The 16,496-nt window shown below is 32.1% G+C and carries 12 protein-coding genes; 4 read left to right on the top strand and 8 right to left on the bottom strand.

Annotated features, from left to right (window positions below; all coding sequences use genetic code 11):
* Positions 1–193: 193 nt before the first annotated feature.
* The 4 genes from GFJ94_RS03020 to GFJ94_RS03005 form a co-directional block, all read right to left on the bottom strand.
* Positions 194–2,593, bottom strand: coding sequence for a glycoside hydrolase family 31 protein (locus GFJ94_RS03020; RefSeq protein WP_153200117.1), 2,400 nt, complete (start codon positions 2,591–2,593; stop codon positions 194–196).
* 136 nt (positions 2,594–2,729) lie between these two features.
* Complete coding sequence (gene glgB, locus GFJ94_RS03015) at positions 2,730–4,637, bottom strand: 1,4-alpha-glucan branching protein GlgB (protein WP_153200116.1); 1,908 nt, start codon at positions 4,635–4,637, stop codon at positions 2,730–2,732.
* Positions 4,638–4,640: 3 nt separating this feature from the next.
* Positions 4,641–5,906, bottom strand: a complete 1,266-nt coding sequence (locus GFJ94_RS03010) for a glucose-1-phosphate adenylyltransferase (protein WP_153200115.1) — start codon at positions 5,904–5,906, stop codon at positions 4,641–4,643.
* Between the two features lie 19 nt (positions 5,907–5,925).
* Entirely contained in the window at positions 5,926–7,326 is a 1,401-nt protein-coding gene (locus tag GFJ94_RS03005) for a glycogen synthase (protein ID WP_153200114.1), read from the bottom strand.
* Positions 7,327–7,480: 154 nt separating this feature from the next.
* Between GFJ94_RS03005 and GFJ94_RS03000 the strand changes: the two genes are divergently transcribed.
* Positions 7,481–7,930 carry a hypothetical protein gene (locus tag GFJ94_RS03000; protein WP_153200113.1) on the top strand — a complete coding sequence of 150 codons (450 nt, stop codon included), beginning with the start codon at positions 7,481–7,483 and terminating at the stop codon, positions 7,928–7,930.
* A gap of 39 nt (positions 7,931–7,969) precedes the next feature.
* On the opposite strand, the gene lgt is transcribed toward GFJ94_RS03000, so the two are convergent.
* The 4 genes from lgt to folE form a co-directional block, all read right to left on the bottom strand.
* Positions 7,970–8,902 carry a prolipoprotein diacylglyceryl transferase gene (gene lgt / locus GFJ94_RS02995; RefSeq protein ID WP_153200112.1) on the bottom strand — a complete coding sequence of 311 codons (933 nt, stop codon included), beginning with the start codon at positions 8,900–8,902 and terminating at the stop codon, positions 7,970–7,972.
* Between the two features lie 261 nt (positions 8,903–9,163).
* Positions 9,164–9,421, bottom strand: coding sequence for a membrane protein insertion efficiency factor YidD (gene yidD, locus GFJ94_RS02990; RefSeq protein WP_153200111.1), 258 nt, complete (start codon positions 9,419–9,421; stop codon positions 9,164–9,166).
* 46 nt (positions 9,422–9,467) lie between these two features.
* The gene (gene cysS, locus GFJ94_RS02985; RefSeq protein WP_153200110.1) at positions 9,468–10,952 is read right to left on the bottom strand and encodes a cysteine--tRNA ligase; all 1,485 of its coding nucleotides are present in this window, start codon (positions 10,950–10,952) and stop codon (positions 9,468–9,470) included.
* A 321-nt stretch (positions 10,953–11,273) separates the two neighbouring features.
* Complete coding sequence (gene folE, locus GFJ94_RS02980; RefSeq protein ID WP_153200109.1) at positions 11,274–11,945, bottom strand: GTP cyclohydrolase I FolE; 672 nt, start codon at positions 11,943–11,945, stop codon at positions 11,274–11,276.
* A 156-nt stretch (positions 11,946–12,101) separates the two neighbouring features.
* On the opposite strand from folE, the gene GFJ94_RS02975 reads away from it, so the two are divergent.
* The 3 genes from GFJ94_RS02975 to GFJ94_RS02965 all read left to right on the top strand — a co-directional run.
* The gene (locus tag GFJ94_RS02975; RefSeq protein WP_153200108.1) at positions 12,102–12,515 is read left to right on the top strand and encodes a hypothetical protein; all 414 of its coding nucleotides are present in this window, start codon (positions 12,102–12,104) and stop codon (positions 12,513–12,515) included.
* 7 nt (positions 12,516–12,522) lie between these two features.
* Positions 12,523–16,017, top strand: a complete 3,495-nt coding sequence (locus tag GFJ94_RS02970) for a gliding motility-associated C-terminal domain-containing protein (protein ID WP_153200107.1) — start codon at positions 12,523–12,525, stop codon at positions 16,015–16,017.
* Between the two features lie 48 nt (positions 16,018–16,065).
* Positions 16,066–16,496: PorP/SprF family type IX secretion system membrane protein (locus GFJ94_RS02965; protein ID WP_153200106.1), on the top strand; the 431-nt coding region annotated here is incomplete at its 3' end.

The following is a 16,496-nucleotide window of genomic DNA, read 5'->3' as shown; positions in this document are numbered from 1 at the left end:
TCTGTTACGATTTAACTATATTTGAATTATTAACGAGTCAACCTTTTATAGGACAACTCAATTTAAAGATTTGTTGTTTGTAAAAGTATTATTAAATTATAGTTTAAAATTCAAAACACTTAATTAATATTTAAATAGTTTTATAGTATTTTTTATACAATAAAAGGGCTTATACAATTATAAGCCCTTTCTTTTATTTTCCTATAATATGAATTTCTGTAAATTCTTTTGAAACAATCATTGTATTTAGTTTATCTAAATTCTTTAAATCAAATGTTTCATTGTCAATTTCAATTTTATCAATTTTAAATGGAATGCCTATTAATTTAATTTCAAAAGTTTCATACGAAGTTTCATATTTTCCTAATTTAAATTGTTGAATAGTAAGGGAATCTTTCTTCCCTACTAATGAAAAATTTCTCAAACTAAAACGGCCTTTTTTATAATCGTATCCATCATGAGCATCTTCATAAACTTGTGATTTTAATTTACCTTCTTTGAAATACACATCTAATTTTAATTGCGTTATCTCTTTTTCACCAACATATTGTTGAATAGGATATTTTGGAATTACAGCTCCTTCTTTAACAAATATAGGCATACTGTCTAAATCAGCATCCACCCACATTTCTTGTTCACCTTCAATAATTTCATTAGTCCAGAAATTATACCATTTACCTCTCGGAATATACATTCTTCTTCCTTTTGCATTTGGTTCCGCAATAGGACAAGCTAATATTTTCTCACCAAAGACAAATTCGTCATTTCTATAATGGGTGTGGTCATCTTCTTGGTCGTAGAGGACAAGTGATTTCAAAATAGGAATACCTTCTTCGGCATATCTCCAAAAAGCGGTGTATAAATAAGGTAATAATTGATAACGAATTTCAATAAATTTTCTAACCACGTCTGTAACCGTTTTATCAAATGTCCATGGCTCTTGATGTCCGTGATCACCTGATGAATGTGTTCTACAAAATGGGTGAAAAATTCCTAACTGAATCCAACGCGCATATAATTCGCCATTTGGTTGTTCTGCAAACCCTCCAATGTCTGATCCAATAAATGAAAATCCAGACATACACATTCTTTGTGCTTGTATGTTAGCAATATTTAAATGATCCCATGTTGCTACATTGTCACCTGTCCAAGACGATGTGTAACGTTGTGTTCCTGAATATGCCGACCTTGTAATGGCAAATGGTCTCTTAGGATATGAAAACTTTTTTATGCCCTGATACGTTGCTCTAGCCATTTGCATTCCGTATACGTTATGTGCTTTTCTATGACTGCATGGATTTCCATCATAATCATGACGTACATCATCTGGAAATGTTTTCCCAGGTACATCCATTACAGCAGGTTCATTCATATCATTCCAAACACCGGCTACTCCAATATCTTCAATTAATTCTTTGAATAAATTTGACCACCATTCTCGTACTTCTGGATTTGTGAAATCGGGAAAATAACATTCACCAGGCCAAACTTTTCCTTTCATATAAGGACCATCTGCACGTTTACAGAAATAGTCCTTATCAAGTGCTTCTTTAAAAACACTATATTCCATGTCAATTTTAATTCCTGGATCAATAATTACAATGGTTTTGAATCCATCATCTGCTAATTCTTTTACCATTCTTTTTGGATCCGGAAAATATTCTTTATTCCATGTAAAACAGCGGAATCCTTCCATGTAATCAATATCTAAATAAATGGCATCACATGGAATTTGTAACTCTCTAAATTTAGCTGTTATTTCTTTTACGTTAGATTCTGGATAATAACTCCATTTACATTGATGATAACCTAATGCCCAAAGTGGTGGCATTTCGTTAGGTTTACCTGTTAAATCCGTATAGTTTGCAACTACATCCGACATTTCAGGACCATAAATAAAGTAATAGTTCATTTCGCCTCCTTGTGCCCAAAAACTAGTGACGTTTCTTCTTTCATGACAAAAATCGAAATAAGAACGAAATGTATTATCAAAAAATATTCCGTACGATTTTTTATTGTGAAGTCCAATATAGAAAGGAATTGCCTTATAAATTGGATCAGTTTCACGACCAAAAGCATACGAATCTGTTGCCCAATTTTCAAAACGTTTCCCTTTTAAGTTAATATGTACTGGCTTATCGCCTAGACCATAATAACTTTCAGAATTTTGTGCCGCTTTTGACATTTTTACAATGTTTCCACCATATTCATAACTTTCTTCCCAATGGAAGCCTAGTTCGTCATCGCAGATAAGTGTTTTATCTTTAGCATCATACATAATGGTATGCATATCGCTTTTTCGAATATGACATATTAATTTTTCTGTTTCAATGATGTATTTTTCATTGTCTTCAGTTATTTCTAATTTGTTGTATCCAATACTTGCATACTTTGTAATTGCGTATGAAAAATCTTTTTCAAAAATAGAATTTGTGGTGTAACGAAATCGAATAACGCTATCTCTTACAATTGTAACTTGTAATACTACATTGTTTTCAGAAGTAAAATAAAGTCTGTCGACATCTTTTTTATAAGCAATTATTTTTGAAGGAAATAAGTTGCCTTTTTGTTCAAGTTCGGTATTTAAAATCATAAATCAATCCTCATTTTAATTGGTTGTAAACCTAATAATTTTATTTTTTTTAGGCTCATTATTTTTACTAATAATTATACTTTTATTTTCTTGAATTAATAAAAGTTCATGCTTTTTTTAAATTATAATTAGTTTGTTATTTATAACCTAAAACGATTATTCCTAAAGGAGGTAATGTTAATTCTAGCGAATTTTCTTTTCCGTTCCATGATTCTTTTTTAGAATTTAGAGCGTTTGAATTTGTAATTCCAGAACCACCATACTTTATAGCATCACTATTAAAAATTTCGTTTAATGTTCCTGCTTTGTGTAATCCTATTTTATAATTATTCAAAACAGTTGGGGTGAAATTACAAACTACAATTACATCGTCTTTTGTTTGATATCCTTTACGAATAAATGAAATTACCGAGTTTTGATGATCATCATAACTGATCCATTCAAAACCATCGTTACTAAAGCCTTTTTCATATAGTGAAGGTGTATTTCTGTAGAATGAATTTAAATCTTTTATGAAATTTTGAGTGTTTTTATGAGGTTCAAAATCTAATAAATTCCAATCCAAACTTTTTTCAAAGTTCCATTCTTCATATTGACCAAATTCACTACCCATAAAGTTTAATTTAGTTCCAGGATGTGTAAACATGTATCCAAAAAGTAATCTTAAATTTGAAAAGCGTTGCCACTCATCACCAGGCATTCTGCCAATAATTGAATTTTTTCCATAAACTACTTCATCATGTGAAAGCGGTAACATGAAATTTTCAGTAAACGCATAAGCCAAGCTAAAAGTAATATCGTTTTGATGGTATTTTCTATGAATAGGGTCTTTTTTAAAATACTCTAGCGTATCGTGCATCCAACCCATCATCCATTTCATTCCAAATCCTAAACCTCCTAAAAAAACGGGTTTAGAAACGCCACTGAAAGCTGTTGATTCTTCGGCGATTGTTTGTACATCTTGAAATGATTGATAAATTTCAACATTTAATTCTTTAAGAAATGATATTGTATCTAAGTTTTCATTACCTCCAAATTCATTCGGATCCCACTCGCCAGCTTCTCTAGAATAATCTAAATACAACATGGAAGCTACAGCATCTACTCGTAATCCGTCGATGTGGTATTGGTCTAACCAAAATATTGCGTTACTGATTAAAAATGAGCGTACTTCATTACGACCATAGTTGAAAATTAAACTTTTCCAATCTTGGTGGTAGCCTTTTTTTCGATCAGGATGTTCGTAAAGGTTTGAACCATCAAAAAAACCTAATCCATGCTCATCTTCTGGAAAATGTGAAGGTACCCAATCTAGAATGATACCGATGCCATTTTGATGCAATTGATCGACCAAATATTTAAATTCTTCTGGATATCCAAATCGTGAAGTAGGAGCAAAGTAACCTGTAATTTGGTATCCCCATGATGGATCATAAGGATATTCCATTATTGGCATTAATTCTACATGAGTATAGTTCATTTCTTTTAAATAATTGACTAAATCGGTAGCCAATTCAACATATGAGAGAGAACGATTTTCCTCAATAACTTTTTTCCATGAACTTAAATGTACTTCATATACCGAATATGGAGCGTCTAAAGCATTATGTTTTTTTCTGGTTTCAAGCCATTTTGAGTCTTTCCATTCGTACTTATCATCCCAAATTACAGATGCAGTTTTTGGAGGATGTTCGCATCTTCTTGCGTATGGATCTGCTTTTTCTGTAATAACATTATTGATGTTTGAATGGATTTTATATTTGTAGAGATTTCCTTTTCCAACATGAGGAATAAAACCTTCCCAAATGCCCGAAGAGTCCCATCTAACGTTGAGTTTAAATTCGCCGTCTGTCCAATAATTAAAATCTCCAATTACACATACTTGCTTAGCAGAAGGCGCCCATACAGCAAAATATGTTCCTTTTACACCATTAACTGTTGTAATATGCGAGCCCATTTTTTCGTATAAACGATAATGTTTTCCACTTTTAAAAAGATCAATATCAAAATCGGTAAAAAGACTATAGGGAATAATGTTTGCCATACGTTATATTGTGAATCCTGAAGGAATTACAGCTCCTTTTTTTATTACCACTATTCCATCTTTAACTACGTAAGTACTTGTTTCTGTATCTTCTAAATGAGTTCCTCCTATAATTTTAACATCATCACCTATTCTACAATTTTTATCTAAAATGGCATTGTTAATTACACAACGCTCTCCAATTCCTAAAAGTGTTTTAATATGATTTTTTTCAATTTCTTCTAATGATTCGTAGAAGTCTGATCCCATCATATAAGTGTTAGTTATTATAGAACCAGACCCAATTCTTGATCGAATACCAATAACTGAATGCTCTATTCTTTCAGCTTGAATAATACAACCTTCAGCTACAACTGATCTATCTAGCAAAGTACCCGAATATTTTGTAGTTGGAAGCATTCTTGCTCTTGTATAAATTCCATTGTCAACGTCGTACAAATTAAATTTTGGAATATCATCGGTTAATCCAATGTTGGCTTCAAAGAACGAATCAATATTTCCAATATCAGTCCAGTATCCTTCATATTGATAACTAAAAACACGATTTGTATTTATTGAAGAGGGTATTATTTCGCCACCAAAATCATTTGTTTCTTTGTTTTTCATTAATTCTTCCAAAAGTTCTCTGTTGAAAATGTAAATTCCCATTGAGGCAAGATAATTTTTACCTTCTGATTTCATTTCAGCACTAGTTTCAGAAGTCCAATTTGGTAATAAATCAGCAGCAGGTTTTTCAATAAATGCTGTAATTTTATCTTCATGATCTGTTTTTAAAATTCCAAATGATGGTGCATCTTTTGCATTTACAGGAATTGTAGCAATGGTAATTTCGGCATTACTATTCTTATGTGCTTCAATCATTTTAGCAAAATCCATTTGATACAGCTGGTCTCCTGATAAAATTAAAGCATATTTAAAATCATGACTTAAAAAATGATGCATGCTTTGTCGAACAGCATCTGCAGTTCCTTGGAACCAAGTTTTGTTTTCTGGTGTTTGCTCTGCTGCTAATACATCAACAAAAGCAGAACTAAAAAAGCTAAAACTATAGGTGTTTTTAATATGTCGATTTAAAGAAGCAGAATTAAATTGAGTCAGTACAAAAATTCGTTTGATATCTGAATTAATGCAATTTGAAATAGGAATATCAACTAATCTATATTTTCCTGCAATGGGAACTGCTGGTTTTGAACGATCTTTTGTAAGAGGATAAAGCCTAGAACCTTGACCGCCTCCTAGAATAATTGAGAGAACATCTTTGTTAATCATGGTTTGTTGTTTTGTTGTGTTATAATGATTTGTATAGTTTAGTGTATTCTTTTGCAGAAACAAACCATGAGTGGTCTATTTCTACTATTTGTTTTCTAATGTCTGAGAATTTTGTTTTTTTACTATATAATTTTTTAGCTCGAATAATCGCATCAACAATTTGATTGACTTCAACCTCTTCGTGTAAAATTCCAAAACCGTCATTATCAATATCAATTATGGTATCTTTTAATCCACCAATGTTTCTTACTATAGGGATAGCACCATAGCGTAATGCATACATTTGATTTAATCCACAAGGCTCTACTCTTGAAGGCATTAAAAGGAAATCGGCTCCAGCATAAATTATGTGTGATAGTTTTTCGTCATAACCAATAAATGCATTATAATTTCCACTATAATCAGACACAAGTGCATTTAATTCTACTTCATTTTCTTTGTTTCCAGAACCTAATACTAACACAGAAATATCTCTATTTTTTAAAACCTCTTTAAAAACTTCGGGTAATAAATCACTTCCTTTTTCATGAACTAATCTGCCAATAAAAGCAAATAAAGGTTTGGATGCATCTAAATTAAAAGTTTTACATAAATAATTTTTATTTGCATCCCTTCCAGATTTTATGGTTCTGCTTTTGTATTTTTTTACAATAAATGCATCATTTTCAGGGTTCCAAACTTCGGCATCAATTCCGTTTAAAATTCCTTTGCATTTTGATGTCTCATGGCTCAATAAACTTTCCAATCCGTTTGCGCTTTGTTTTAATTCTTCCATGTAACTTGGTGAAACTGTGGTAACTGCCCAGGCACATTTAATTCCTGCAGCCAAAGGATTAATTTGGTAGTTCCAATCAAGTAATCCAAAATGATCTAAATTGAATTCAGGTAAATAATTTACTTTTTCATGAGAAAACCAACCCTGATATTGAGCGTTATGTATTGTTAAGATTACCGGAATTGTATTTAATGTTTCATAATTAAATGATTCTTGAAGCATGAATGGAATTAATCCAGTATGATGGTCATGACAATGAATAATGTTTGGCTTTTTATTCCAAGTTAAAATCCAATCTAAAGTAGCAATTTGAAAAGCTAAAAAACGATCGGTGTCATCTGAAGAATAGACATATTCATTAAATAATAATTCAGGAACATCTATAAAAAAAACTTCAAAATCTAATGAATTTTCTTGAAGTTGTAAAACACGATATTTGTAATTGTTAACTCCTAATTGTAATTCTGATTCAAACAAAATTTTGAATTCGTTATTTTGAGTAAATTTTAAATTATAAAAAGGGATTATTACTTGAGATGAATTGCTTGAAGTGTTTTGATATTTTGGTAATGCTCCAACAACATCTGCAAGACCACCAACTTTTGCAATAGGATAACATTCAGCGCTTATATGTGTTATTTTCATTATCTTAGTTAAATTAGTTCAAAAGATATGAAAAAATAGTGTACAAAATTTAGTATGGTTTATTTTTTTGGATTATGTAATAATACTCTTTTTTAAAAGTAAAAAAGTATAATAAATGTGTTGAATTGACGTTATTTTTATAAAATATATAAATATGAAAAAAACTTTGCTTTTATTTTTTGTTGCATTTTTGTTTTCTTGTAACCAATCTGATGGTTTAAGACAATATTATGATGATTTTGAAATGAATCGTTGGGCTTCTTCTGATGTTAGGGAGTTTAATTTTGAAATTAAATCAGATAAATCTTATTTGATAGAATTACAATTTTCACATGTTTATGATTATCAATTTGCAGAAGTTCCATTAAAAATAGAGATAATATCTCCAGACGGAAATAGTGTAGAAGAAGTAGTGTTACATATCAAAGATAATTCAGGTAAACATCTTGCAGATTGTACAGGAGATTATTGTGATCTTTTTTATAAGTTTAAATCTCGCGAATTTAAAAAAGGGTTGTATTCAATTAAAATAACAAACATGTTTTCAGGTCCTTATTTACCGAATGTTCTGGGTGTTGGAGTTGAATTAAAAAGTTTTAACTAATTTACTAAAAAAAATGCGACTCTAATCAGTCGCATTTTTTTAGTTATCTATAGTTGGTTTGGCTTTCCATACAAAGTAAAATCCAATAAGGATAAAAGGAATACTCAGCCATTGACCTGTTAAAAGTGCATTAAAAATAGGATATTGTTCAAAACCACCTTGGCTTTCTTTAACAAATTCCACCACAAATCGAATCGACCAAAGTAAGATTAAAAACAATCCAAATAAATAACCGGCTTTGTTTCTAGCTTCTGTTTTCCAATATAAAAACATCAAAATAGCGAATACAAAAACATAACAAATAGCTTCGTATAATTGTGCTGGATGTTTTGGTGTTACAGCAGCTAATAATTCTGCAAATTGTGGGTTGGTTTCTATGGCTTTGTAAGCTTCGTTAACATCGCCAATTTGCGTTTGCTCCATTGCTTCTCTTCCATTAAATTTATCTCTCAAAAACTTAATTCCTAAAGCAGAAGTAGTTTCTGTACCAACGATTTCCGAGTTGAAAAAATTCCCTAAACGAATGAAAATAGCACCTAAAGAAACAGGAATTACAATTCGATCTAAAATCCATAAAAACGAACGTTTGATAACTTTTCGCTGAATATAAAACATAGTAACAATAATGCTAATAGCTGCACCATGACTCGCTAATCCTGCAAAACCTGTAAAATGTAATGTAGGTTTAGTGCTAATTGGTAATAAAATACTCAAAGGATCTTCGTGAAATAGCTCCGATTGATAGAATAAAACATGTCCTAATCGAGCGCCTAACATTGTTGCTACCAAAGTATACACAAAAAGTTTATCTAAAGATTCCACAGATTCGTTTTCTCTAAGAAAAATAGGTTTCATTACATACCAACCTAATCCAAAGGCTAAAACCCATGATAGGCTGTAAAAACGTAACATGAAAATTCCTAAATCAATCCCCTCTGCAGGATTCCAAACCATATTTAGTGCGTGAATCATAATTTTTGTTTCTGATTAAAGCGTAAAAATAAATATTATTATTGGGAAACATGTTAAAATTCCGATAAGAAATTTTTTCAAGAGCAATGTCAATTTCAAAAATCAACTTCAAACTTGAAACCTGAAACTTGAAAAAATAATCAGGAACACAGATCGAAGAAATGTAAATAATTTAAAAAATTAGAAAAATGAAACGCTCTGTGTTGCTCTATTCAACACAATCAAGATCAAAAAAAGCTCCGTGAAGCTCTGTGTAAAAAATCAAGGAACCGGATCATAACCACTTCTTCCCCATGGATGGCAACTAAAAATGCGTTTCAAAGCTAACCAACCACCTTTAAATAAACCATGTTTCTGTAACGCTTGAATCGTATAAGTCGAACACGTAGGTTCAAAACGACATGCGGCTGGTGTAAAAGGAGAAATCCCAACCTGATAAAATCGCACCAATAAAACAAATGGATAAACGAACCATTGTTTTAGTGTTTTTGGATATTTCGATTGGTGTTGGCTACACATGATTATTGATTAAAAAAAAGAACCTCAATTGAGATTCTTTGTATTGTTAAAAGGTAAAACTAGTTCCTTCTTTTCCGTCTTTTAATTGGATTCCTAAAGCTAATAATTGGTCGCGAATTTGATCCGATAAAGCAAAGTTTTTGTTCGCTCTAGCTTCGTTTCGCATTCCAATTAACATTTCAACTACACCACTTAACTTTTCAGTGGTATTTGAATTTCCAGAAGCTTCATTGCTAATTCCTAATACATCAAATAAGAAACTTGAAATGGTAGTTTCTAAAAGTTGAATATCTGCAGCAGTTAACGATTCTTTTCCGTCGTTTACCAAATTGATAAAACGCGCACCTTCAAATAATTGTGCGATTAAAATTGGAGTGTTAAAATCGTCATTCATCGCATCATAACAACTTTGTTTCCAACTTGCAATATCTAAAGTAGAAGTAGTGCTAGCTTTCAACATCGGAATTAATTTATACGATTCCATTAAACGAGAATATCCTTTTTCGCTTGCTAACATCGCATCGTTTGAAATGTCTAAAACACTTCTGTAATGCGCTTGTAAGAAACAAAAACGAACAATATTAGGTTGAAATGGTTTTTCAAAAAACGTATTTTCACCTGTAACCAATTCCATCGGAAGAATATAATTTCCAGTCGATTTACTCATACGTAAACCATTCATTGTTAACATATTGGTATGCATCCAAAAATTCACTGGCGAATGACCATTACACGCTTTTCCTTGTGCTACTTCACATTCATGATGTGGGAATTTCAAATCCATTCCACCACCGTGAATATCAAAAGTTTCGCCCAAGTATTTCGTACTCATTGCGGTACACTCTAAATGCCAACCTGGAAAACCTTCACCCCAAGGCGAGTTCCAACGCATAATATGTGCTGGAGATGCACTTTTCCAAAGCGCAAAATCTTGCGGATTTTTCTTTTCGTTTTGTCCGTCTAAGTCGCGCGTATTTGCGAAAAGTTCTTCGATGTTACGGTTACTCAATTCGCCATAATTCATGCCTTTTTGGTTGTAAGTAAACACATCAAAATAAACCGAACCATTGCTTTCGTAAGCAAATCCAGTATCAATTAATTTTTGAGTTAACTCAATTTGCTCTAAAATATGTCCAGTTGCTGTTGGTTCAATCGTAGGTGGAAGAAAATTAAACGTATCTAAAACCTTGTGAAAATCCACCGTATATTTCTTTACGATTTCCATAGGTTCTAATTTCTCCAAGCGCGATTGTTTTACAAAACGGTCGTTATCTACATCTCCATCATCGGTTAAATGTCCAGCATCGGTAATGTTTCTAACATATCTAACTTTATAATCTAAGTGTTGTAAATAACGGAAAATCACATCAAAACTCATAAACGTACGCACGTTTCCTAAATGCACATTACTGTAAACCGTAGGACCGCAAACATACATACCAATATTTCCCTCATGAATAGGAGTAAAGACCGATTTTTCGCCCGAAAGTGTATTGTATATTTGTAACGATTGATTTTTATATAATTCCATTATTGATATTTTTTTGAAGCTATTCCTGCTATTCATTACAAGTCCTCGCATAAAAACTTGTTTTTTTACGTTTTAAAAAGTGCTTCTTGGGTCGCATTTTTAAAACAACAAAAACTACATTTTTATTGCTTCGTGCTTTTCATTACTATCAGGGCTATTGTTTAGTTTTCAGTTGACAATCTCAGTTTTCAGTTGTAAATTATTGTTTCAGGTTTTTTGATTTTGTCATTCCGAGCTTGCAAGGAATCTCCTAATCTTAGGCAGCCGCTAAACGAAGTTTAGCCAACCCCTTTACCCTTAACCTTTCGTCTTTAAGCCAAACTAAAACTGCGTATCCAATTTAATATAATCCAAAAACTCTCTTCTTACTTTGTCTTCTTTGAATTTTCCGCCAAATTCAGCTGTAACTGTACTACTTTCAATGTCGCGAATTCCTCTAGAGTTTACACATAAGTGTTTGGCATCAATAACGCATGCTACGTCTACAGTTCCTAAAACGTTTTGTAGTTCTTGAACAATTTGAATCGTAAGGCGCTCTTGAACTTGAGGTCTTTTTGCAAAATAATCTACAATTCGATTCATTTTAGATAAACCAACTACTGTTCCGTTTGAAATATAAGCTACATGGGCACGACCTACTATAGGTAACAAGTGGTGTTCGCAAGTAGAATAAACAACAATGTTTTTTTCTACTAACATTTCATTGTATTTATATTTATTGTCAAATGTAGAAGAACTTGGTTTTTTTACAGGATTTAGTCCACCAAAAATTTCTTTTACAAACATTTTTGCAACACGATTTGGAGTACCTTTTAAACTATCATCAGTTAAATCTAAACCAAGAGTATTTAATATGTTTTCAACGTCTTTTTTTATCAATTCAATTTTGGTATCATCAGAAATAGAAAAAGCGTCATTCCTTAATGGTGTTTGAGCATTAGTGCCAATATGGTTGTTTCCAATTTCATCCGAAAAATCTTCGTTTTGTGTCATCGTACTATTAAATTTTCTTCAATTTTAAAGTTGTGCAAAGATAAATAATAAACTTTAAAAATAATTTTTTTGTGTTAATTATTAAAAAAAAAAGTACTTAAGTTTAAAATTTTGTTAAATTTGTGTTTCTATAAACTAACTATCAAACTATAAAAAATGAAAAAAGTATTACTTTTAAGTATCTTTTTGTTTTTTCAATATGGTTTTTCTCAAACTATATTAGATAAAAATGATGCTATTTTTAAAGGGGTTAAAATCGAAAATCTTCAAGACCCTAAATTTGATTATATCAATAACGCAAAAATTTCTTGGGATTTTTCAACACTTGATTTAAGTAATAAAAATGTTTCTATTGAAGTTGTGACTATTTATGATTGTTTTAATGGAGAAAATGCTTCAGACTATAAAGAAACAATTCAAGTTTTAAATAAAGAAAACTTTGTTAAAAAAGGAAGTCGAGAATTAATTCATTTAGAATTAATGACTAAGTGTTTTAAATGGAGATTAGTTTTGGTTGAAAATAACCAAACTAAATTTTCGGATTGGTCTTATTTCTCATTTCTAAAATAATCAGATTATGAAATTACTTTATAAAATAATATTTTTATTAAGCGTTAGTTTTTCGTTTGGTCAATCTTCTACTTGTGAAAATGCAGCAGCAATGTGTTCAGGTAATCAAGGACCATTCAATAATACTACAGGTGTTCCAAGTTTTGGTAGTTTAGGCTGTCTTGGTAGTACACCCAATCCAGCATGGTTCTATATGCAAGTAGGAACATCTGGAAATATGGATTTTACATTATTCCAAACTTCAAATGCTTCTGGTAATGGTATTGATGTAGACTTTATCTTATGGGGTCCATTTAATTCATTGTCTGGAATTTGTAATAATTTAGCATTGTATTCTCCTGGTTATACAGGGGCAAATAATGTTATAGATTGTAGTTATTCTGCTTCAGCCACTGAACAAGTTAATATTACAGGTGCAGTTTCTGGACAATATTATATGTTATTAGTTACCAATTTCTCGGGTCAAGCTGGAACTTATTCATTAAATCAAACAGGAGGAACAGGTACATTAAGCTGTGATATTGTTTGTGGTGTAAACTTGGGGCCAGATAGAATTTTATGTGGTGCTGCTACAGACGTAACTTTAACAGCGAGTTTTTTGCAAGCGCCGTCTTTACCAGGTTCTCCAGTATATAGTTGGTATTTAGGTGGGGTATTTCAATATACAACGCCTACAAATACTACAACGGTAAATCAAAATGGTACTTGGTCTGTAAGTGTTACAAGACCAGGATGTTCAGATGTAGCCACAGATGATGTTTTAGTTAATATTATTGGGGCTGTACCTTTTAATAATACAGGGCCTATTGTGGCCACACCTGGCGAATGTAATCCTGTAATTGATTTGACATCTTATGAAGTGGCTTGGGTTACTCCATATGATCCAGCAAGTTTTACTTTTGTATATTATGACGAAAATGCCAATGTAATTACTGATCCAACAACTTTTTCGCCAACCGCTACTACATTTATAGGTGTTCAAGTTGTTGCTGGTCCTTGTGATATTCTTGAGTTAGTTGATGTTATTGTAGATTGTGTTCCATCTACTTGTACTATAGATTTAACTTCGCCAGTAGGTTCTGATTCGCAAGTATTGTGTGCAGGTTTAGCTATTTCTAATATAACTTATGATACAACAGGTACAGTAACCGATGTTACTGCAACTGGTTTGCCAACTGGTTTGTCTACTAATTTCGCAGGTAACACATTTACTATCAGTGGTACGCCTACTCAAACAGGAACATATAATTACACTCTTACAACTGTTGGATGTACACCAGTTGCAACAGCAACAGGAACTATTACAATTATAGAAGTTCCAAATACTCCAACAATAAATTCAATTGCTCCTACATGTACATTAGAAGGTTCAAGTGAAGTTTCAAATTATGATTTTGCTGTTAATTATATTTTTACACCAACAGGTCCAGTGGTTAACTCTGGTGGTTTTATAACAGGAATGGTTACTGGAACTAGCTATACTTTAGTTGCAAGTAACGGAACCTGTTCTTCAGCTTCATCTGTTACTTTTAGTAATGATCCTGTAGGTGCTTCAATTACAATACCTAATATTGTAGTTACTCCACCAACTTGTACATTAAATGGTTTTGCAACTATTTTAAATTATGATGGAGCTTTAAGCTATGTATTTACCCCAGTTGGGCCAATTGTTGACGCAACGGGCTTAATTTCAGGAATGACATTAGGTACAAGTTATGTTGTTTTAGCTTCGGATGGAGTTTGTTTTTCTTTAGATTCGTCTCCTTTTGCAATAGATGGTATTTTACCAATACCATTAATTCCAACTATTTCATTAACACCACCAACATGTTCATCTGATGGATTAAGTGCAGTTGCTAATTATGATCCAGGTGTTGTTTATGATTTTACTCCTTCGGGTCCAATTGTTGGAATGGATGGGTCAATTTCTAACATGACAGTTGGTATTTCTTATACAGTTATTGCTAATAATGGAACTTGTGTATCTTCAGATTCTGTTTCATTTATGAATAATCCAGTATTGTTAATACCAAATCAGCCTTTAATATCTATTACGGCTTCAACCTGCTCGTCTAATGAAGTTGCTACAATTTCAAACTATGATGCAAGCATGTCTTACACTTTTACACCAACTGGACCAACAGTTGGAGTAGGGGGAATAATTTCAGGAATGACAGTGGGTACGAGTTATTCAGTTACAGCTTCAAATGCTAGTTGTACTTCTTTAAGTTCAGCATCATTTAGTATTAATGCAATGTTAGTTACTCCACCAGTTCCAACAATTACTTCTTTAGCACCTACTTGTGTTGTTGATGGATCTAGTTCAATTTCTAATTATGATGGAAGTTTAACTTATACTTTTTCACCAGTTGGTCCAGCTGTTGGATTAGGAGGTGCAATTACAGGAATGATTACAGGGACAAACTATACTGTTGTTGCAAGTAATACTTCATGTACGTCTGCTTCCTCATTAACTTTTAATAATGCAGCTCAATTATCAATTCCAGTCACTCCAATAATTTCAATTTCAGCATCAACTTGTTCAACTGATGGTGTTGCTACTATAACTAATTATGTTCCTGGGTTAATATATGTGTTTTCACCTTCAGGACCATCAGTAAACGCTGCAGGCGTTGTATCAGGAATGACTGTAGGTACTAATTATGTAGTTGCTGCTAGTAACGGAAGTTGTGCTTCAACGGATTCAGCTTCATTTAATATCAATGCTATGTTAATTGCGCCTGCAACTCCTACTTTGAGTACAGTTGCTCCTACTTGTACTGCTAACGGATCGAGTTCGATTTCAAACTACAATGCAACATTAACTTATACATTTACGCCTTCAGGTCCAACAATTGATGCTGCTGGAACAATTATAGGAATGACAACAGGAACAAGTTATACTGTTGTTTCTAATGATGGAACTTGTTCTTCAGCTACTTCTGCATTATTTGTAAATGTAGCACAATTAAGTAGTCCAGTTGCTCCATCTTTATCAGTTGTAAATCCATTAGTTTGTTCAGGTGAAAGAGCAATTTTTCAAATAGACGGGACTCCTAATAATATTGTTACTTTTTCAATTAATGGAGGAAGTAATCAAACTATTACTTTAAATTCAAGTGGACTTGGTATAGTAGAGTTTGTAACTTCAAATGTTACTGTAGAAATTGAATTATCAAACATTAATAATGGAGATTGTTCATTAGCTCTTTCTAATATGGCTACCGTTAATGTTCAGTTTTGTTCTATTCCAAAAGGGATCTCTCCAAATGGAGATGGATTAAACGATAGTTGGGATTTATCAAATTATGATATTAGTAAAGTAGAAATTTTCAACAGATACGGAACAAAAGTTTATTCTAAATCAAATTATCAAAATGAGTGGTTTGGATTGTCTGATAGCGGTAAAGAATTGCCAGACGGAACATACTATTTTGTAATAGATTTTACAGATTTAGAAACCCAAACAGGTTGGATATACATTAACAGAGAGCGTAAATAATTAGAAAGTTAATATAAGCTTAGCTTATTATAAAATAAATTAAAAATAATGAAGAAACTATTTTTAGTAACTTTAGGAGTAATCGCCTTTACGGCTGAACTACATGCCCAGCAAGACCCACACTACACCCAATACATGTACAACATGAGTGTAATGAATCCGGCATATGCTGGTAGCAAAGAGAATTTATCATTAGGATTATTATATAGAAAGCAATGGGTTGAGATAGAAGATGCGCCGACAACAGCGACTTTTTTTGGACATGCTCCAGTGGGTAAGAATGTTGGAATGGGATTATCGGTTATCTCGGATAAAATTGGACCGGTAGAGGAGAATAATGTGTATGCAGATTTCTCTTATACATTAAATTTAGGAGGCGAACACAAATTGGCTTTTGGATTAAAAACAGGATTAACCTTGCATAAAGTAAGTTTGTTTGATGATGTTTATCCAACGTTGCCAGATGCTAGTGATCCTGC

Origin of the sequence: Flavobacterium sp. LMO8 (assembly GCF_009495755.1) — a bacterium.
Lineage (GTDB): Bacteria > Bacteroidota > Bacteroidia > Flavobacteriales > Flavobacteriaceae > Flavobacterium.
Note: the sequence above shows the minus strand (reverse complement) of the source record. Positions and strands in the feature narration are given on the sequence as shown.